General features: G+C 35.6%; 15 protein-coding genes and 2 pseudogenes. 7 read left to right on the top strand and 10 right to left on the bottom strand.

The genetic code is table 11. The features are described from left to right. The first annotated feature begins 180 nt into the window (after window positions 1-180). Window positions 181-498 (top strand): annotated as a pseudogene (locus tag IGQ45_00720) (branched-chain amino acid ABC transporter permease). A 335-nt stretch (window positions 499-833) separates the two neighbouring features. On the opposite strand, the gene IGQ45_00715 reads toward IGQ45_00720, so the two are convergent. From IGQ45_00715 to IGQ45_00695, 5 genes are all read right to left on the bottom strand, one after another. Beyond that, complete coding sequence (locus IGQ45_00715) at window positions 834-2198, bottom strand: CHAT domain-containing protein (GenBank protein ID MBF2055748.1); 1365 nt, start codon at window positions 2196-2198, stop codon at window positions 834-836. A gap of 188 nt (window positions 2199-2386) precedes the next feature. After that, a complete protein-coding gene (locus IGQ45_00710) occupies window positions 2387-3799 on the bottom strand; it encodes a DUF1822 family protein (GenBank protein MBF2055747.1) in 1413 nt (470 codons plus the stop codon). A gap of 32 nt (window positions 3800-3831) precedes the next feature. Then, window positions 3832-5274 (bottom strand): sigma-70 family RNA polymerase sigma factor, encoded by a 1443-nt coding sequence (locus IGQ45_00705; protein MBF2055746.1) that lies wholly within the window; start codon window positions 5272-5274, stop codon window positions 3832-3834. 300 nt (window positions 5275-5574) lie between these two features. Then, window positions 5575-6837, bottom strand: a complete 1263-nt coding sequence (gene pxcA, locus IGQ45_00700) for a proton extrusion protein PcxA (protein ID MBF2055745.1) — start codon at window positions 6835-6837, stop codon at window positions 5575-5577. A 23-nt stretch (window positions 6838-6860) separates the two neighbouring features. Next, window positions 6861-8198 (bottom strand): TIGR03279 family radical SAM protein, encoded by a 1338-nt coding sequence (locus IGQ45_00695; protein MBF2055744.1) that lies wholly within the window; start codon window positions 8196-8198, stop codon window positions 6861-6863. A 129-nt stretch (window positions 8199-8327) separates the two neighbouring features. Here IGQ45_00695 and IGQ45_00690 point away from each other — a divergent pair, with 129 nt between their 5' ends. The 5 genes and pseudogenes from IGQ45_00690 to IGQ45_00670 all read left to right on the top strand — a co-directional run bounded on the left by IGQ45_00690 (window position 8328) and on the right by IGQ45_00670 (window position 12745). Further along, window positions 8328-9779, top strand: a complete 1452-nt coding sequence (locus IGQ45_00690; protein MBF2055743.1) for a filamentous hemagglutinin N-terminal domain-containing protein — start codon at window positions 8328-8330, stop codon at window positions 9777-9779. Next, window positions 9742-9960, top strand: a complete 219-nt coding sequence (locus IGQ45_00685; GenBank protein MBF2055742.1) for a hypothetical protein — start codon at window positions 9742-9744, stop codon at window positions 9958-9960. The genes IGQ45_00690 and IGQ45_00685 overlap by 38 nt, the downstream gene beginning before the upstream one ends. A 216-nt stretch (window positions 9961-10176) precedes the next feature. Next, window positions 10177-11541: a signal recognition particle-docking protein FtsY gene (gene ftsY, locus IGQ45_00680; protein ID MBF2055741.1), complete on the top strand. Its 1365-nt coding sequence runs from the start codon at window positions 10177-10179 to the stop codon at window positions 11539-11541. Window positions 11542-11752: 211 nt separating this feature from the next. Then, window positions 11753-12079: pseudogene (locus IGQ45_00675) on the top strand (transporter substrate-binding protein). A gap of 201 nt (window positions 12080-12280) precedes the next feature. Continuing rightward, complete coding sequence (locus tag IGQ45_00670) at window positions 12281-12745, top strand: hypothetical protein (GenBank protein ID MBF2055740.1); 465 nt, start codon at window positions 12281-12283, stop codon at window positions 12743-12745. Between the two features lie 234 nt (window positions 12746-12979). Here IGQ45_00670 and IGQ45_00665 read toward each other — a convergent pair whose 3' ends face one another. The 3 genes from IGQ45_00665 to IGQ45_00655 form a co-directional block, all read right to left on the bottom strand. Then, entirely contained in the window at window positions 12980-13360 is a 381-nt protein-coding gene (locus IGQ45_00665) for a hypothetical protein (GenBank protein ID MBF2055739.1), read from the bottom strand. Between the two features lie 234 nt (window positions 13361-13594). Next, entirely contained in the window at window positions 13595-14482 is an 888-nt protein-coding gene (gene argB / locus IGQ45_00660) for an acetylglutamate kinase (GenBank protein MBF2055738.1), read from the bottom strand. Window positions 14483-14970: 488 nt separating this feature from the next. Further along, window positions 14971-16152: a DUF481 domain-containing protein gene (locus IGQ45_00655; protein ID MBF2055737.1), complete on the bottom strand. Its 1182-nt coding sequence runs from the start codon at window positions 16150-16152 to the stop codon at window positions 14971-14973. A gap of 229 nt (window positions 16153-16381) precedes the next feature. Here IGQ45_00655 and IGQ45_00650 point away from each other — a divergent pair, with 229 nt between their 5' ends. Next, window positions 16382-18634 carry a glycoside hydrolase gene (locus tag IGQ45_00650; GenBank protein ID MBF2055736.1) on the top strand — a complete coding sequence of 751 codons (2253 nt, stop codon included), beginning with the start codon at window positions 16382-16384 and terminating at the stop codon, window positions 18632-18634. 69 nt (window positions 18635-18703) lie between these two features. On the opposite strand, the gene IGQ45_00645 is transcribed toward IGQ45_00650, so the two are convergent. Together IGQ45_00645 and gmd are read right to left on the bottom strand one after the other, a co-directional pair. Further along, window positions 18704-19639: a GDP-L-fucose synthase gene (locus tag IGQ45_00645; protein ID MBF2055735.1), complete on the bottom strand. Its 936-nt coding sequence runs from the start codon at window positions 19637-19639 to the stop codon at window positions 18704-18706. A 196-nt stretch (window positions 19640-19835) separates the two neighbouring features. Continuing rightward, window positions 19836-20906, bottom strand: coding sequence for a GDP-mannose 4,6-dehydratase (gene gmd, locus IGQ45_00640; protein ID MBF2055734.1), 1071 nt, complete (start codon window positions 20904-20906; stop codon window positions 19836-19838). Window positions 20907-21130 lie beyond the last annotated feature (224 nt).

Genomic DNA, 21130 nt, shown 5'->3' with positions numbered 1-21130 from the left:
GTGGGAGAGGGGTTGGGGGTGAGGGTAAAGCATTTTCCCTTCACAACTCTATTTATTCAGCAAACCCGACTGAATGTATTATCTGATACGAAAATAAACTAGCAAAATCGTGACAATGCAACTGATATGGTTTAAAAAGAAAAATTAATGTTAACAGAAACCTTGTTATATGGCATAAGTATTGGTTCAGTCGGACCAAATACAGGGCAAAATTATATTGTGGATGCTTTTATGGTGGTAGTAGTTGGTGGCGTTGGTAATTTGTTAGGTACAATTATTGCGGCGCTATCCATTGGTATCGTTAGTTATTTATTTGAATCTAACAGTATCGGTGTGTTATTAACGGCGCAAAATCCTCCAGAATTTGTATTGAGTGTGATTAATTTTTTCGCCACTACTACCATGGCAAAAGTATTAGTTTTTATCATTATTATTAGTTTTTTACAGATTAAACCTGCTGGTATTTTCCCACCGAAAGGGCGCACGGCGGAATTGTAATGAATAATGAATAATTGGGGGTTGCTGAAAAAGTGGAGTGGTGAGGGGAGGTGTCAGGTTTCGGGTGTCAGGTTTCAGGTGAAATGCTTATAAATTAAAGAGTTAAGCCAAATAGTTACTTTTCATAAATTGCTCATTTGTATCAATTATTTTTGATTCGGATGGAAAAAATAGAGTATTTTTAGAGAAAAAAGTCAATTTATGACACTTTTTGTTATGTAGAATAGACTTTAAACTTTTATTAGACAAGGGTTTTGATTTATTCAGCAGACCCTAATTATCTTCTCTTTCTTCCTCTGCTTCCCTTTCTCCCTCTGCTTCCCCTTCTCCCTTTCTTATCTATCTTCCAGATAACAAACAGGCGGGGAATCGTTACTGGCACGACTATAAGCCGATCTACCTCCGCATAATTTACCGGCTTTATCTAAATCATAGGGGCATTGACAGCTACCTTCGATGGGTTGACGAATGGCTTTGCCTTCCCCTTCTGGCATCATGGGCGGTTTAATCAAAAACCAGATTAGTAAAACTAGGATGACGGGCGCACTCCACCACCACCATTTAAATTTGGCAAGTAACCGCAAGTTGGCAACAGAAAACGAAGGCTGAGAAGTTAAATCAGCCCATAAAGGTGGTTTTACCGCTAAATTTTGACAGATAACGGGCAAAAAACTAGAGCCGGGCGCTTGTTGTTCTAAATGGTACAAATCTTGTATCTTAGCTTTAGCTTCCTTCACTCCTTGATATAAACTATCTCCTTGCGCATAGGCTTGGAGGAAAAACTTTAAAAATTCTTGCGCCACTTGATCTGGTATCGCTTCGCGCATGACAATAGTCTGGGGTAAGTTTAAATCTGCTAAATTAAATCCCAAACCCAAACCGTCACAAGAATTGAAAATTGCCAGTTGTAAACCATTATGAATTGCCTTGTTTAGAGTATTCTTTAACCGTTGAATGTCGATACTTTCATAGGGATTAATTTGTAAACATCCCGAATTACCATCTTGATTAGTGTTACTGTGACCAGCAAAAAAGAGAATATGCCAAGATTGTTCCCATAATGGAGTTAATTCTGATAAATTAGGTTGATCTAAAAATACCACCTCAGCATTGGGTAAACTTTCTAAAACACGCCGATCTCTTTCTACATCTATATTACGACGATCTCCTAAGATTGCCAAAATTCTGACTCGTTTCCCCTTTTTAATTTCTTCTGATACTATCGGTTTTTGAGAATTGATTTTACTTAAAGCAATTTCAATTTGCGGATAACGTTGCCACATACTCCACAAGTGCCAAGGAATTTGCCACAAGCGCCCCTCATTGGTTTGAATAACCACTCGAATTGTATCTTCTCGATTGAGATGAGAAAAAACATCTAACCACAGGGATTGCAGTTGAGGACATTGTAACCAGTTATTAAGTTGTAACTCCAAATCGGCGATATTTTCTTGACATTGACTAACGGCGACATTGGTAACTTGAAAATCATTTGCACCTAAGCGCAAAGATGAAGCTAGATGACGATAACTAGATTGCCATTGTAAATAACTGTCATAAAGGCGAGGGGTTGGCGGTAACTTTCCCTCCGTTTCTATCAATAGTTGCTGATTTTCTTCTTGGTTAAGACGAATAGTTAAAGGGAAGCCCGTTTCTAGGCTACCCTCGCCAATTTTCAGCACTATCAATTTACTTGTCATCTATGTCACCACATTAGGTCATTGATAATTTTACTTCACTTCAGTTTGATCTAACACAAAAAAAGTTTCTCATGACGACTTTGGATATTTATTTATTCTTCACAAAAATTTTAAATCCCTTATAGAAAATATTTTTTTAGATAATTCTAACTAACAAGGGGTTTCAACCCCTTGTTAAAAATGATTTTTTAAATAATAAAACTTTCCGTTAATTGATTATCTCCTTGAGTAATTGTCAACCAAAAATATTCCCCTTTTTGTCCCCAAAATTTATACTGTAATATTAAGTCTTGGTGACGGGCGCTTAATTCTTGAAAAATCTCTCCTTCTTGATTAAGAATAACCAATTTTAAATTAGTGGGTAATATTTGATTAGGCTCCCCATATAACTTAATAAAGATACTATTTTCTGAAGCTGATTTTCCTAAAATACCAATAACTAAAGTAAACTTGTTGCCACTTAAATTAATTCCTAAATCAAACTTTTTGCCAAACCATAAACCAGCGCCCCTATGATAAGGCTCTAATTGCCAAATACTTTCGGCAATAGTCCAACGAGTATCCTCATCATGACATTGATCCATAAAATGATTTAATAAAGCTAAGACCTGATTTTTCTTAGAACTTTGTACAGAAATAGATCGTAATCTTTCAGCAACTATTTTCATTTGTCTTTCTTCTTTTAACTGATAAAATTGCTCAATATTGACATCTCCTTGACGCATACTCAAACCATTCATTGCTAAAGAAGGAGGATTGAAAATAATACTAAAATTATCAGCAAAATTAACTAAATTGTACCACCCTTTCATCGTTGCCTGTTCAAAATTATTATTTAACCAATCTCCCAACTTTAATGGTTGATGAGTTTTAAAAAGTAATTGACGATTTTTACTTTGAGCAATAAAAGCGCCCCACTCCTCAAAAGGTAGTTGATACCGTAATAAATAATTAGGTAATAATTTTAACTGAGTAATAATTTTTTGCTCTTTTTCTGGTAATAAAGGGAATAAAGTAGGACAAGATAAAGATTGAGAACCATTATATTCTTCTAATATAAATAATAAATTAAGTTCTGCTTCAATTTTATTTTTATTGAGAAAATAACCTCGTAAATAAGTATTAAAACTACCATAATTTTTAATATCTTGGTGACTAATAAAACCAGCAATTTTTAACCATTGATCATCTAAATTAACCTCTACTGGAAGATAATAATTACCTGCAAATTGAGGAATATCAACCCATTCTTGAGGAATATTAAACCATTCTAAATTTTGATAATCTTGAGGAATAAGTATTAAACGCAAATTATTAATTTGAATTGCAACACCTGTAAATAAACTCCATATTGGTAAATACTTTTCAACAGATTGATCTAATGTTGCTTCTTCTGCTTCTTCATAAGTAGTATTTAACCATTGCAAAAAACACTTACTAATAAGTAGATTAATAATACTTTGTTCATGATTATTTTCTACTAACATTTTGGCTTCTTCCCAGTCTTCATCACTAAATTCTAGCCATAAATGCTCATCATTAAAAGATGTAAAAAAATCTAATTTCATAATTTTATTATCCGTGGCGAAAGTCGTAATCATAATTAATTGTTAAAAGTTTCAGTAAATAAATTTTAATCAAGAAAATTAGAATGATAAATTAACCATTCTTCAATAAGAGGATAAAAATACTCGTCAACATCTGTTAATTTTGTCCAGTCAAGACTAAAATCATGGGCTAGACTATTTTGTAGTTGTAAACTAATAATGTTGAATAGTTGTGTAGGTTGTTTTTCTTGAGTTTGTTGACTAATCAACTTTAAAGAGGCTTGTTTAATAATTTTTCTATTATCAATACTAAGTTGATTAAATATTTGATCAAGTTTACTTCTAAAATAATTATCAGCATATTCTCTAATCCAATCATTAAGGGGATATTTGAGCTTACTCAAATCAGCTAAATTAATCTCTTTACTTTCTTGCTGTTGTAAAATAATTTCTTCAATTAAATGCTCTAAAAGTATTTTTCTAGCTTGATTAACTTCCCTGGCAATGTGAAACTGTTGACTGATATTTTTTCCATAATGTGTGCTCATTATTTTAGCTATATCTTTTTGGTTAATATGTAAACCTTGCCATAATATAAAAATAATTTTATGACTTTTTTCTAATCCTCTAAATTTATTAGCTAAAATATTATTGACCTGGTGATATTCTGTGGTACTTTCTTGGGTATCTTCATTATTATCACTAGCAAAACTATCTAAATAATTTGGGTCTTTGATGATATTAGGATTAGCAAAATTACGAGCGCACTCCACACAAAAATTAAGCAGTTTTTGACATTGTTGTACAGTAATTGATGTATATAAACTGGGATTATTTTGAGCAAAATTATTATAGGCAACTGTGATGGCTTCAAGTTGCATTTTGCTGGGAGGGGGAAGTATTTTACTTTTAGAAGAAACAGAAGATTTATAAACTATATTAAAACATTCTGTAATGAGTAAATGCTGGGCTAAATAATTTCCTCTTAAACCGCCCATAATTTCTAGGGCTTTAGTTTGATTAGTAGGGTTCATTTTTCTTAGTAAACCCCAATCTGAGGCACGACTCCACCCCATATATTGATAGGCTTGATCAATCAACTGCCCTTCAATTTTACTTTTGGCATAAGTAGTTATTTTTGAGTTGAATTTATGGTCATATCTTTGTAATAAATTCAAAGGTTGAGCAACAAATAAGTTTGCCCATTGAAAGTAATCTTGCCACTCAAATAAATCCCATTTTTTGTATAAACGGCGATAAACTGTCTGAGTTGCAAAAAAACTTGATTCCTGCAAATAGGCGGTAAGATGCTGTTGAGAGAAACTATCTTTTTTCTGTCGCAAATTTTGTAATAATTGCTTTGCGATTATCTCTGAATCACCAAAGTGATGAGATTTTTGTAAACATCGTTGTATATTTTGCTCTAATTCTCTGGCAATATACCAATAGGTTTGTACTGATAAAGCTGATTCAAGAAGCAAAAAAGAGGAAAACTGCATCTTAATATCAGTGCGTTTCTGCATTCTCATAGAATATGTGAGTTTTGAGTTAACTGAATTTTGATTTCTATTTACTTATCAGGAATAAAGTAGCGATTTATGCAAATTTTCCCCTGAAAATGAAAAAAAGCCAAAAAACCAACTTTTTTACTCTCTTATTTTTCAAGAATCAAGCTAGAAGTCCGAAATATGTTTATCCGAATCAAAAATAATTGATACAAATTAACAATTGATGCACTGAAAATATATAACCCAATACCATTGATTTTAAAGCATTTTGACTTTAGCCTCTTGCCTACCTCAACAATTCCAGTTTTTAGCAAAGCCTTATCACTCATTCATATTTTTATAAGTAGCCACTGCTGAAGGTGAAATACGATTGAGGTAACGGAAAATCCAATATTTCAAAATAGTATCGAGAATAACGGGAAAAGTGGCGATGAATAGGAAATTAAAATCACGATTTTCAGGTAAACCGAAATGACGTGCCACTCCTTCAAGGATAACTTCCCAACCGTGGGGGGAGTGGAAACCAACAAACATATCCGTAAAAAGAATGATCAAAAAAGCCTTCGCTGAGTCACTTAAACCGTAAATTAACTCATCAATAAAAGATTTTAAAATTTGTACTTCTCTTTTGCTATAAACTAAAATAAGGGCAAAAGAAATAAAAGCGAATATGTCTGAAAAAATGTTTTTGATGGCGTTGGCGCTTTGACGGCGATAACTTTGCGCTAATTCTTGGGCTTTTTCTTGAATTTTTAATTCTTTGTCTTCTTCAGAGAGTTTGCTGGTTAAACCAAGCAGACTTTTTAAGGCTAAATTCTCCTCAAAAATTCTCAATTCTTCTAAGGCTTCTTCTTGTAAATCTTGGTTGATAAAAAGCACTTGTTCATGACGAGAAAAATAAGGATCAACAAATATTTTTCCTAGGGTAATTTTACTAACATTATGAACTAAAATAGGGATAATTATTAGTAATAATAAAAATTTTACTGAAACGGCTGTTTTATATTTAGACTTACGAAAACTGCTTAAAATTTCTTCCTCTGTTTCTTTTGATTCTGGATTAATTTCTCGTTTAATTTTATTTAAAGTACGCAAAAGAGAACGAGGTAAAACACTGGTTTTATCTGAAACTGTTTCCATTCTTTCTGCTTCTTCTAAGGATATTTTTGCTCCTGATTTTTGATCAGCAAAGGAAAGGTTACTAACTTTTTTTAGTTGTATCTCTGAAGGTTGGCTATATTTATTACTGATGTTATCAATAAAGTTTAATTTTTCTAAAACTATTGATTGTTCGTATTCTGCCGCATCACTTCTATTTTGGTTAAAAAAGTTTTGAAAGTAACGACTGGTTTTAAATTGAGTTAGTTTGACATCAATATTTTTTAAATTACTAGCTAATTCTGATTGAAAATAGTCAAAAACTCTCTCGCTATAATTGCCATTGTCAAAGATAATTTTTTTACCTTCAAAATGTTCATTTTCAATATTTTTGATTTTTAAAGCACTTTGATAAGCTGAATCCAGCGCCCCTTCCGCACTTCGATTTAATGACCTTTTCGCATAGCGTAATATTTGATTAAACATTAATATTAAACAGGAAGATAATTTTATTGAGATTTTCGGGAATTGTTGCCGACAATATTCATTAAATCAAGTATTCCATTAACAGGAATAATGGAACGATTTAATTTGTCTGCTAACTCTTCTACTGTAACATCATCTAAAAATTTTGGCTCGTCATGTTTTAACATTACTGAAGGTAAGAGTATTTCCTCCGCTAATACATAGTTTGGTAATTTTGTCAATAAATCTTGTCCAGTTAATAATCCCGTTACGGTGATTTCTTGCCCCCAATAATCACTATTTAAGGCTACTAAATTAACGGTTAAATTTTCGACTTTATTTAAACAATCCACTAGGGGCATAAAGGCTTTTTCTACGGCATTGCCAACTATCCATGTATAGTTTTTCGGCACAGAGATTTTTGCTGGTAAATGGTGAAGGGCGCCCTCCTCAAACTCTTTGATAAACTGGCGAATAGAACCAACGCCATTGCCAATTTGCGGATAATCTTCATAATGGGATTCTGGCGGCAAATCTTCTCCTGCTATCAAAAACCACTCATCCGCTAACCATGCAAAAGTAGAGCCTGATTGTTCTCTAAATTCTAGTTGTAACTGTTGTACTTGGGCAATAACTTCCTGCGCTTTTTCTCTGGTGACAGGGATTAATTCATCTCCTGACGGGCGAAATTTAGTTAATCCTACGGGTACTACTGCCGTACTAATTACTGCTGGAATTTCTCCTTGATGAAAACTAAATAAATCTCTTAGGGTAGTGGTTAAATGTTCTTCATCATTAATATTAGGACATACTACCACTTGAGCATGAATTTGTAATCTTTTTTCTTGAAACCATGCTAATTGTTTTTTTATTTCCCCAGCGCGCTTATTCTTGAGCAATCTTTCTCGAATTTCTGCTTCAGTGGCATGGATAGAAACATATAAAGGTGAAAGGCGCATTTGTTCAATTCTCGTCCATTCTTTAGGTGTTAAATTAGTTAAGGTTAAATAACTACCATAGAGAAAACTAAGACGATAATCATCATCTTTGAGGTAAAGTGTATCTCTTTTGCCTTCTGGTTGTTGATCAATAAAACAAAATGGACAATTATTATTACACTGAATTAAATTATCAAAAAGGGCATTTTCAAATTCTAAACCAAGACCTTCGTCATAATCTTTTTCTATGTCAATTACATGATTTTTATTATACTTATCTATTACTTCTATTTCTAAATATTCATCACTACATAAAAATTGATAATCAATGAGATCACGGGGAGCCGTACCATTAATTTTGACGATGCTATCACCTACTTCAAAACCAATTTCTTCGGCAATGGAATCAGGAATAATTTTACTAATACGAGCAGGTTTGATCATACAGAGCAAGTTAAATGCGTCCTAGGCTATTTTAACCCGATTTTTACAAAAAATTACTTTGGAAATATATTTTACCTATTTTTCAGTAGTTTCTCAGACTTTAACTTAAATCAAGGAGAAATTGCTAATTTGTTAAGTAGTCCCAATATTCAAAATATTTTAGGCAGAATTACTGGCAATAATCCATCTTTTATCAACGGTTTAATTCAAGTGAATGGGGGTAACTCTAATTTATTTTTAATCAATCCATCCGGAATTATTTTTGGACAAAATGCTATTATTAATGTCCCTGCTAATTTTAGTGCTACCACTGCTACAGGAATAGGATTTGATAACGGCATTTTTAATGCTATTGGTGATAATAACTTTAGTAATTTAACGGGTAATCCTAACAGTTTTATTTTTAATACCAACAATCCGGGTAGTATTCTTAATACGTCCCATAACACTGGAGTTGCTGGAGATTTTAATTTGATTGGTGGTAACGTCATTAACAGTCAAACCATTACTACTTCTGGAAGTAAACTAAACATAGTTGCCCTTAATCGTCTTGGCAGGATAAAAATAACCCCTGAAGGTAGTTTGTTAAGCATAGAGTTAAATATACCTACTGATGAGAGAGGAAATTCTTTGGGGTTCACCCCTCAAGATTTACCTGCTTTATTAACAGGAAGTGATCAAAGTTTAACCGGTATTGAGGTAACAGTAAATAGCGATGGTATTAATGTTATTAGTGTGGAAGGGGTAGGGGAAACCAGAGGCAGTTTAGATGGTAATATCATCACAGGAGATTTAATCAGTAATGGTGGCAATATTAACTTATTGTCTCAGGGGGGCGGTATTGTCACGGGTGACATCAATTCCTCCAGCGCCCTCCCCTCTGGTTTTATCAATATCAATTCTTCTGAATATGTGATTACCAAAAATATTAATGCTAGTAGTATTGATGAAGCTGGAAATGTTACGATAATTGCTAGAGATGAGAACAATTTTCGGCGTTATGAGAATGGAGAAATTAAAGATCAAAATGATGCGGATGATTTAATTGTAGGCATTCAATTAGATAGTATTGATGATCGTAGTAGCGAAGGGGTAGGGGGGCAAGTTAACCTCTTTTCTCAGTCTATTATTCGGGCGTTTGGTAGTTTACCAAATAATGATTTACTAAATTTATCGGCTAATCCTAATTTCACAATCTCCACGAGAGGGGCGCTGAGTGGAGACAGTTTGACGATTACTTACAAAATTAATGATATTTTAAAAGATGATGATTTTCTTAATCAGGAAGCATTCCGTATTCCTTTTCAGGTAGGAGAATCAACCACGACTCTTACAATTTTTGAAGATACGGACGATAACACCACTATCACATTGGGTAATGGTACGGAAAATGGCATCGAAACAGGGGATACTATCCTAACAGAAGGTAATTTTTTATTTGATGAAACTATTGATAATATCGAAATTTTATCAGACCCGGCAACTCCTGATGTAGAAGAAAGAAAGACCGATCCGTACAACTGTACCAGTAAGCCGTGGCGAAGTGGTAGAGGCAACGACGAATCTGTGGGCAAATATTAGCAATCCTTCGCAACTAAGTTTAGTGCAAAAACGCACCCAAAAATCACCTACGGGGGATACTATTATTACCCCTGACATGGAAATTTCTTTGCAGGATTTGCCTAGTCGATCTCAGCAACCAGAAGATTTTTCCCATCCTTTTTATTGGGCGCCCTTCACCATGATTGGTAATCCTTGGTAATGAATTATGAATTATGAATTATGAATTATGAATTAATTAGTCTTTGCTAAATAAAGGTTTTAAGCATAATTAAAACCCAGAAAAAGTTAAGGTAGGTAACAAGCAATAGAGAATTATTATGTAATAATTTGTCAACTTTTGCCTGTTGCCTCTTGCCTCTTGCCTTTTCTGATAAAATCATTAGGTAAAATGAATTAGCTATTATTTATAATAAAAATGTTTAACTGGTTTCGCCGTAATAAAGATAATCAAGAAAAACAAGATACTGAAGCAAAAATTAATCCTGAAACTGTCACTCCTGAAAAGGAAGAACAAGAACCATCAGACCAAAATCAACAATATTTAGAATGGGCAAAGACTGCTTTTAATAATATTCAAAAACAAAAATCTGAACCAGCGCCCTCCACCATTGAAAGGGAAGAAAGGGAAGAAGGGGAGGAAAGGGAAGAAAGGGAAGAAGGGGAGGAAAGGGAAGAAGGGGAGGAAAGGGAAGAAGGGGAAGAAGATAATATTCCGGCGTGGATGCAAAAATCAGATCGTTTGGAAACCCTCAAAGAAACTGCTCTTGAGCCTGAATTAGACGAGGACTTTTTATGGTCAGCACAAGTATTGGCGGCTCAGGGGAGGGGCGCTGATGACGTGTCAGCAGAAGAATTTGAGTGGTTAAGTAAGTTAAGGCAGGGATTGGGTAAAACTCGCCGTAATTTAATCAATCAGCTAAAATCCGTAGTAGGGCAAGGTCCTCTTAATCAATCCGCAGTGATGGAGATTGAGGGCTTATTATTAAGCGCCGATGTGGGTTTAGAAGCCACTGACTACATTATTAAGACTTTACAAGAAAAACTCAAACAAGAAGCCCTCCCCCCCGAAGAAGCCATCGCCTATTTAAAAGAAATTTTGCGCAGTATTCTTGATAAACCACTGGAAAGCGTTACCATCAAAGAATTTGAACCCCAAAGCGATATACTCAACATTTGGTTATTAACTGGGGTGAATGGCGCTGGGAAAACTACCACCATCGGTAAACTAGCGCACCTCGCCCAATCCTCTGGTTATAAATGCGTTATTGCTGCTGCTGATACTTTCCGCGCTGCTGCGGTAGAACAGGTTAAAGTATGGGGAGAAAGAACTAATACCCCTGTTATTTCTAATCAAGGGCAAAATACCGATCCCGCCGCCGTTGTTTTTGATGGTATTACCGCCGCCCAAGCTCGAAATGCTGACTTATTATTAGTAGATACCGCCGGAAGATTGCAAAATAAAAAAAATTTAATGGCAGAATTAGCTAAAATTCGCCGTATTATCGACAAAAAAGCAGGAAATGCCCATATCGAATCTCTTTTAGTCCTTGATGCTACTTTAGGGCAAAACGGACTCCGTCAGGCTCAAGTTTTCTCGGAATCTGCACAATTAACTGGGGTAGTCTTGACGAAGTTAGATGGCACTGCTAAAGGGGGAGTCGCGCTGGCAGTGGCACAACAACTAAATTTGCCCATCCGCTTCATTGGCGCTGGGGAAGGTATGACCGATTTACGTCCTTTTTCTAGTTTTGAGTTTGTAGAGGCTTTATTGTCTAATTAAGACTTGCTGAATACATCAAAACCCTTGCTAAACAAAGGTTTTAAGCAGAAGAAAAGCCATAAAAAGTGTCAAAAATATTCTTTTTTCTCCAACAAATCTGTATTTCTGGTATGGGAATCAAAAATAATTGATACAAAATATTGTTAAGACTATCTTTAGTATTAATTAGTCAAAATATAAAATTGTCAAAAATAAACTAAAGTAAAACGCTATGTCAAAATATAGTAGAAGAAAATTTCTTCTTTACGGGTCGGCAACCCTTGGTACGAGTATTCTATTAAAAGCCTGTGCTGATAATACCACCACAGAGAATACCGAACCCACAGAAACAGAAGAAGGAGGGGGAGGGGCGCCACAGGGGAAACCATAAAAGAAAGTAGTCACCGTTTTTGGTTGCTGGACTTCAGCCAGTCGTCAAGCGGTTTTACCCGTTTTTGAGTCAAAAAATCATATGTTATGGTATCCCGTTCAATATGAAGGACAGGAATGCTCTAAAAATATCTTCTATACGGGTGCCGCACCTAACCAACAAATTGAAGATGAAGTGGGACATTTGACGGGCGCCCCTCACCTTGTCATAGAAGTTATTTCGCCGGGTACAATACAGGAAAAAAGAGACCGAGAGATTAAACTGAAGTTATTTCCTAATGATGTGTTAACTTCTCCTTTGTTACCTGATTTTCAGGGGGATGTTTCAGCTTTCTTTCCTGCTTAAAATTAGTTTTATTTGCCAATCATAATGAGTTCTAATAATCATGATTTTTCTGTTTCCATTAACAAAGAAAAATTACAATTTTTAAATAAATATTGTCAAGAAAATAATCTCACTACTTCAGCATTTATTAATCAATTAATTGATGATTTTTTTGCCTCAGATATTCCTGTGGGGGGGAGGGCGCTGGTTCAGAAATATCTTGAAGAAATAACAGCGCCCCTCACCCAACGTCTCGAAATTATCGAAAATCAATTAAAAATTAAAGGTAATTTGCCTGATAAATTAGCAAAAGAAAGTTCAAAAAAAGCACAAATAAAAGAAGAAAACCGAAAATATTTACCGCGCCATGAAGTGTGGCAATTATTAAAAAAAACGAGCTTTGTTGAGTACTCAGGATATGATAATTTTCTCAAAGCAACTGTTGATGAATTTGAGAATTATGGCATTTTTTTTGATCAAGAGAAAAAGTGCTATTTTATCGAAAAATAAAAAAAAGCCCCCAGCCGATAAAGCAGGGTGTTTTCATTCTCAAAAATGTTAGTTTATCAAACTAGCTAATAGTTTGAAATTCAGAGGTTTTTAACTACTAATAAATCAATTAATAGTAAAAAATCTCCCTTTCTCCCTTGCTTCCTCTGCTTCCCCTGCTAAACAAATCAATTTTGATGCTGACTTTGAAAACGCCCTGCCGATAAAGCGGGGGCTAAATATTCAGAAAAAACCTTATTTTTTAATACCTTTTGCCATTTTACGGAACATATCCATATTGGTATCAGTAGAGCGATTTTTCTGAGGATTACTAGGCTGAAAAGAAGGCTCAGAGTTGAAACTAGAGCTTTCCACAGAGTTATCTGTTTTCACAGAGTCATAACTTTTTTGTGCCTGAAAACCAGTTTTCTTGACCATTTTTTCTGAAGACACATCCTGAATTAACTCTGCACCGTCACTATTATAAGTTTTAGGAAAAGTGCGCCTAACGGTTTTCACTTTGCGCATATAGTCAATATCACCATAGGTTTTAGCATCATCAGGTTCAAGAAAATAAGCCCCTTTTTTGCTATTGGGATTAGGATTTCTTCTTAGCCAACTAAACAAACCAGCCATGTTTTTACTTCTCCTTAAACTTCTATTAAATTTTGTTACGTTATTATAAGAAATTATACCACGAGAATAACTCAGAAACAAAACAATCCTTAGCTTCTCAGCTTTTTAGGAAAGAATAAAAGTCCAAAGGCAAATTTCAAGATAGCTTGGAATACCATTAAATTTGCTCACGTCTGAAAAGACAGGGTCTTAACACCTTAAAACCGTTATTCTTCATTAAAAGTCTAAAATTTACTACGGAACAATCATCGAGCCAATACCATCATCGGTAAAAATTTCTAATAACAGCGCATGGGGGATTCTACCATCGATAATATGTGCTGCTTTCACCCCTTGAGCAAGGGAGCGTACACAACAACTAACTTTTGGAATCATTCCACCACCGACAACCCCTTGATCCATCAAATCTCTGGCATCTTGAATGGATAATTTATATAGTAAAGTGGAAGGGTCTTTATAGTCGTGCAAAATACCCGGAGTATCGGTTAACAAAATCAATTTCTCAGCGCCCAACGCCGCCGCAATCTCCCCGGCAATAGTATCGGCATTGATGTTGTGAGCTTGACCTTCATTATCAGCCGCCACACTGGAAATAACGGGAACGTAACCACTTTTTACTAAAGAATGAACTAAACTACTATCAACGCTGGTAACTTCCCCCACAAAACCAACTTTCTCTCTATTGACGGAGCGCGCCTTGACTAAATTGCCGTCTTTGCCACAAATTCCTACCGCACGACCTCCAGCATTGTTAATGAGGGCAACCAATTCTTTATTTACTCTGCCCACCAATACCATTTCTACCACATCCATGGTTTCTGCGTCCGTTACTCTTAATCCATCCTTAAATTGAGGTTCTATACCCAATTTGGTTAACCAAATGTTAATTTCTGGTCCTCCACCGTGTACCACAACTGGGTTAACTCCCACGGATGCTAAAAAAACGATGTCTCGAATTACACCTTCTTTTAAGGTGCCATCTTTCATGGCAGCACCGCCATATTTGACCACGATGGTGCGCCCGGCAAATTTTTGGATGTAAGGTAATGCTTCACTTAATACCCTTACTCTGGTTGCTTCTGACTCTTTGTAATATTCACTTTCTGTGACGGGATTATTCATAGTTATATTTTTAGCCTAAGTTATTGATGCTTTTTGATTACCCTACAAAATAAAGTGTCTCTTAAATTGTTCATTGATGACAATTAACTAAAAATAATTATATGAGGGTTGCTGAAAAAGTGGTGTCATTGAGGTAGGGAAAAGGGAAGAGTAGAGAGGGAAAAGTCTCAAATACTTATCAATCAAAGACTTTAGCAACTTGGTTAGTTCTCATAAATTGCTATTTTGCAACAATCGTTTTTGATTAGGGTAAAGAAAATAGAGCATTTTGTAGGAAAAAAGGCTGTTTTTGGCACTTTTTTAAGATTTTATTGTACTTAAAACCTTTGTTTTAAAAGGGTTTTGATTTATTCAGCAGACACTAATTAGTATGGCTTTGAGTATTTTAAAAATGCAATTATTACAAGTCAAGAGTTTAAATTTAACCTAATACCTGCTACCTGATACCTGACACCTTTATTTTAAAAAGGTTTTGATTTATTCATCATTCATAATTCATACTCAAGACCAAACATAAAGCGACGCTCTAAATTGGGTTTATTAGATTCAGTGATACTGATATATTTAAAATTAATAGACCCAAAGATTGACCATTTTTCAAAGGTGGGAATGTTAATTTTACTGATAGTATCGATATAATAGTTTGCGGTATTGGTAGCAGGAATTTCTAATGTTAATTGTTGGTTAAATTTCCAATCAGTAAACATTAAATTTTCGTAGTTTAAGGAATATTGGAACACGGGGAAGGGCGCTTGTTTATTTCTTAGGGTTGAGTTTTGAAATAAATCACCAATGCCTAATTGCATATCTAATTTTTGATGTTTTTGTGAGCCTGTCCAAACATTAAAACCGACTCCTGTAAAAAAACTTACTCGGTCTTCCACACTGCTAAAATCATCTTGTAAGTAACCGAAATTGGCAAAACTATAAAATTTTTCCCGCCAATAATGTTGATATTCGGACACAATATCGATAACAAATCTATTTTGGCGATCTATCCTTCTACTACTATCATAATTATTCCATAATTTAAGATTAAGATTTAATTTATTTCGTGGCCATTGTTTACTAAATGTACTATTAAAATTAAAGTTAATCAAATTTCTATCGGCTATAAAGCTATTATTTGCAAGTCTTATTTTTCCTTTTAATGGTTGTTCTTGAAATGGAAATTTAGGAGGCGGTGATGGCTTTGGTTGATTTGCCTTTACTATACTTATTTCTACTTCCTCCCTAATTATTTGTGCTTGTTGTGTTTCGCCTAATTGTTCATATTTGTTAGCAATATCCATCAAAAATGCTGTTTTTAGGGAATAATCTTCTAGTTTATCTATGGCTGATTTTAATATGGGTAAGTGGTGGAGGGCGCTGGTTTTTTCTTCATATTCAATATATAAATTAATGATGCTTAATTTGTGTAAAATTTGTTCTGGTTTTTGTTTAATTTGCTCACTAATTTCCCATGATTCTTTTAGTAATTCTTTAACGATGGCTAACTCATTTTGTTGATAATATTGTTTAGTTAAGTTTGCCAACATTTGTGCTTTAATTAGGGGATTATCCAGCGCCCGTATCACCACCAATGATTGATTGAGTAAAAATAGTTTATCGTTGGTTTGTGCCTGAAGAGGAAGGGCAAAAAAATGCCAAAATAAAAGATTAACTATCAAGCACATTTGACAAGGGAACTTAATCATTACGAAAAAAGATAACATGATGTAAAAAAATATAGCAATACTATTTCAGTTGTGCCAATCAAGTTAGTAAAAAGGAAACAGATAACGAATAATTAATCATCTACACTTTTAACTTTGCCCTTTGAAAACCTTTGCCTCTTGCCCTTTGCCCTTTTAAACTGATAGAATAAACCATCAATAAGATTGAAGATTAGTAGAATTTATGTCTCACCCTCTCTACGTTGCTTTTGTTTGGCATCAACATCAACCCCTTTATAAATCTCGTCTCTCTAAAAATAATGTTGGGGGTGATTATCGCTTACCTTGGGTGAGATTACACGGTACAAAAGACTATTTAGATTTAGTTTTATTATTAGAAAAATATCCCAAGTTACATCAAACTGTCAATCTGGTGCCTTCTTTGATGATGCAGTTAGAAGAATACGCCACAGGAAAAGCCCTCGATCCTTATTTAGCTTTAACTTTAACTCCTGTTAGTCAATTAAATATTGAGCAAAAAAAATTCATTATCAATCACTTTTTTGATGCTAACCACCATCATCAAATACAACCCCACCCAAGATATGAAGAGTTATATCAACAAAGACAAGGTAACGGTATAGATTGGTGTTTGTATAATTGGCAGGAGCAAGATTTTAGCGATTTATTAGCATGGCATAATTTAGCATGGTTTGATCCTTTATTTTGGTCTGATAAAGACATTGCCGACTGGTTGACGAGAGGGCGAAATTTTAGTTTAAGTGATCGTCAAAGAATTTTTAGTAAACAAAAAGAAATTATTGCACGTATTATCCCTCAGCATAAAAAAATGCAGGATAATGGGCAATTAGAAATTACCACGACACCTTATAGCCATCCTATTTTACCTCTGTTGGCGGATAGCACCAGCGCCCTTGTCGCTAGACCTGAAATGTCATTACCCAACAGCCGTTTTCAATGGAAAGAAGATATAGTTATTCATCTTAATAAAGCATGGGAGATGTATGGCGAGAAATTTGGGAGGGCGCCCTCCGGCTTGTGGCCTAGTGAGCAATCTGTTAGCCCAGCCATGCTTGATCCCGTGGCTAAACAAGGTTTTAAGTGGTTATGTTCTGATGAAGCGGTGTTGGGCTGGAGTTTAAATCATTTTTTCAACCGAGATGAAACGGGTAATATTCTTGAACCTGAAGTATTATATCAACCCTATGGCATAAAAACGGATTATGGTGATTTGAGTATGGTATTTCGAGATCATCGCCTCTCGGATTTAATCGGTTTTACTTATGGTGCTATGGATACAGATCAAGCGGTATGTCACTTGATCGGACAATTACAGGGCATCGCGCGCCGTCTCAAGGAAAGACAAGGAGACAAGGGCGCTGGATTAAGTCAACCTTGGTTAGTTACCATTGCTTTAGATGGGGAAAATTGCTGGGAATTTTACGATCAAGATGGCAAACCTTTCCTTGAAAGTCTTTACAGTCGTTTGAGTGATAATAAACAGATTAAATTGGTGACGGTGGGAGAATTTATCCAACAATTTCCCCCTCGTCAAACCATTGCGAAAGATAAACTGCATAGCGGTTCATGGATTGATGGTAGTTTCAGCACTTGGATTGGCGATCCGACTAAAAATAAGGCTTGGGAATATCTCCATGCAGCGCGCCTCACCCTAGCCCAACACCCCGAAGCCACCAGAGAAAATAATCCCGAAGCGTGGGAAGCGTTATACGCTGCCGAAGGCTCAGACTGGTTTTGGTGGTTTGGTGAACCCCATCATTCTACCCATGATGATATGTTTGATCAGTTATTTAGAGAACATTTGATCGCTCTTTATCAAGCCTTAAATGAAGCAGTGCCAAGTTATCTCCAGCGCTCGATTACCAATTTTGATACTCCCTGTGGTGAAAGTGGGCAACCTTGCGGTTATATTCACCCTATTATCGACGGTAAAGGGGATGAGGAAGATTGGGATAAAGCTGGAAAAATTAAGGTGGGGGGCGCTAGGGGAACGATGCACCGTTCTAGTGTTATCCCTAGTATGTATTATGGTTGGGATCATCTTAATTTTTATTTTCGTTTCGATTTACGGGGAGGGGCGCTGGTAGGTAAGGATTTACCATCAGAAATACATTTAGCTTGGTTTTACCCTCATCGTGACGGTTATAATAGTCCCTTACCCATAGCTGAAATGCCCGATCAAGCGCCCCTCAACTACCATTATCGTCATCATTTTGGGATCAATCTTTTGACAAAAACCTATTGGCTACAGGAAGCTGGAGAAAATAATATTTGGCATTCTCGTTATTGTCGAGGAAAAATAGCACTAGACAAATGTATTGAAATTGCTGTACCTTGGCAAGATTTACATCTTGATCCAGATTTAGAAATAAGTTTATTAGTATTCTTAGCGGAAGATGGTCAATTTAAAGAAGCCTTAAGCGAAGATAATCTTATTCGCTTACAAGTACCTTAATTCATTGAACACTTCCGTAACCCAATCTACCATTTCACTAATTAACGACAACGGTGAAACGGTATTGTTTTAACTATTAGCACGATACCAGTCGATGGTGTTCTTTAAGCCTTCTTTAAGCTCCATTTGAGCGGTAAAACCAAAGGCTTCTTTAGCACGGGATGTATCCAAACAACGGCGCGGTTGCCCGTTCGGTTTATCAGTTTGCCATACCAATTCCCCTTCAAAGCCCATTAAATCACAGATTAATTCGGTTAAATCTTTGATGGAAATTTCAAAATTAGTACCTAAATTAACTGGCTCAAGATCATCATAACTCAAAGTACCCATGACAATGCCTCGTGCTGCATCATTAGAGTATAAAAATTCACGAGTGGGGCTACCATCACCCCAAACGGGAATAGTTTTATCGCCTCTTTGTTGCGCTTCGTGAACTTTACGGATCAAGGCTGGGATAACATGGGAACTAGCAGGATCAAAGTTATCTTCTGGTCCATATAAATTTACAGGTAATAAATAAATACCATTAAAACCGTATTGTTGACGATAGGATTGTAGTTGCACTAATAGGGCTTTTTTGGCTACGCCATAGGGTGCGTTGGTTTCTTCGGGATAACCATTCCAAATGTCATCTTCTTTAAATGGTACAGGGGTAAACTTGGGATAAGCACAAATTGTGCCGACACAAGTAAATTTTTCTACTCCAGCTTGATAGGAAGCATGGATTAATTGAGCGCCCATCATCAAGTTATCATAAAATAACTCGGCTGGTTTCACCTGATTTAAACCTATACCGCCGACGTGCGCCGCTAAATGCACTACCACATCTTGATTTTTTACCACTTTTTGGCAGTTTTCCCACACTGTCAAATCACAATCTTTAGAGCGGGGAATAGTGATATTTTCTTTGGTTGCACCAGCTTTCAGTAATTCTGCCACTACTTGCTTACCTAAAAAACCTGATCCACCAGTTACTAGAATTTTTTTATTTTTGAGTTCTAACATAAAAATGATTAATTATTTAAAAAAATTATTTTAGAGTGGGCAATGCCCACCATGCCTAATTTTCCTATAAATTTTTATTGAAAAATAAAGGGTTTAAAACCCCATCTTTCAATAACTAAGTAGTAAATTTAATATTAGTCTAAGCTATCTTTAAATTTACTTTTGCCCTTTTGAGCTAGTTATATCAGGAAAAGTATTAGCCCACATTATGTAACATATTCTGACGGATGTAAGCCTGATCACTTACCGGTGTACCATTTTTGGTTTTTAAACCTAAGGCTTCAAGATCAGCATCTACCATCAAACCCACTAACTCAGGAAACGTTACTGAGGGTTTCCAGTCCAGTTTTTCCATAGCTTTAGCTGGATCACCAATCAATAAATCCACCTCTGCTGGGCGCAAATAGCGCTCGTCAAAGCGCACGTAGTCCTCCCAGTTTAAGTTAACGTGGGTAAAGGCTAATGTAAGAAACTCCTTAACAGAATGAGTTTCTCCCGTTGCCACCACATAATCATCAGGTTGATCCTGTTGTAACATCAACCACATGGCAACTACATAGTCTTTGGCATAACCCCAGTCTCTTTTGGAATCGATGTTACCTAAAAATAACTCTTTTTGTTGCCCTGCCACAATTCTCGCAATGGCTCTGGTAATTTTTCGTGTTACAAAGGTTTCTCCACGGCGAGGGCTTTCATGGTTGAATAAAATTCCATTACAGGCAAACATATTATAAGATTCTCGATGGTTTACGGTTTGCCAATGGGCGTAAACTTTAGCACAGGCGTAGGGGCTACGGGGATAAAATGGGGTGGTTTCCGTTTGTGGCACTTCTAATACTTTACCAAACATTTCTGAGGAACCGGCTTGATAATAGCGCACTTCAACCCCCGCACGACATTGGTAATCTCGGATTGCTTCTAACAGTCTCAATGTACCCATGGCAACACTATCTACGGTAAATTCGGGAGCATCAAAGCTGACTCTAACATGAGATTGAGCCCCTAAATTGAAAACCTCATGGGGTTTAACTTCTTCTAATATTCTTCTTAGAGTTGTGCCGTCAGTTAAATCTCCATAGTGTAGAAAAAGAGTTGCATCTTGCTGATGAGGGTCTTGATATATGTGATCAATTCTGTCAGTATTAAAGGTGGAAGTACGTCGAATAATTCCATGTACTTCATAACCTTTATCTAATAGTAATTCAGCTAAATAAGAGCCGTCTTGTCCTGTGATTCCTGTTATTAATGCAACCTTGCGATCACTCATGCTTAATCTTGTCCTTAATTATTACGGTTAGTTAGATCGACAATCCCTACAGCCCTTTAAGTTCCCCAATTATTGCTTTTTATCTATGAATTGTATTAGAGTATTTTTATACTACAAGTAATACTGTAATTTTGTCATGGTTAAGTTTAACTGATCTGACTGATGTTACGCAAAAATAGAATTAGTTGTCGGGTGTCAGGTGTCAGATGTCGGGTGTTAGGTTA

Origin of the sequence: Cyanobacterium sp. T60_A2020_053 (genome assembly GCA_015272165.1) — a bacterium.
Classification (GTDB): Bacteria; Cyanobacteriota; Cyanobacteriia; order Cyanobacteriales; family Cyanobacteriaceae; genus Cyanobacterium.
This window is presented reverse-complemented; position numbering and strand designations above follow the sequence as displayed.